This is a genomic window from Xanthomonas cissicola, assembly GCF_008801575.1.
Lineage (GTDB): Bacteria > Pseudomonadota > Gammaproteobacteria > Xanthomonadales > Xanthomonadaceae > Xanthomonas > Xanthomonas cissicola.
Genome location: NZ_VZPL01000310.1, coordinates 1 through 217 on the forward strand (window position 1 = coordinate 1; position 217 = coordinate 217).

The 217-nt window shown below is 71.0% G+C and carries 1 pseudogene; it reads right to left on the reverse strand.

Features of this window, described 5'->3' with window-relative positions:
• Window positions 1-217: pseudogene (locus F7R02_RS26250) on the reverse strand (TAL effector repeat-containing protein); the annotation flags it as partial.

Genomic DNA, 217 nt, shown 5'->3' on the forward strand with positions numbered 1-217 from the left:
GGCCACCACCTGCTCCGGGGTCAGGCCATGGGCCTGGCACAGCACCGGCAACAGCCGCTGCACCGTCTCCAGCGCCTGCTTGCCACCGCTATTGCTGGCGATGGCCACCACCTGCTCCGGGGTCAGGCCATGGGCCTGGCACAGCACCGGCAACAGCCGCTGCACCGTCTCCAGCGCCTGCTTGCCGCCATCGTGGCTGGCGATGGCCACCACCTGC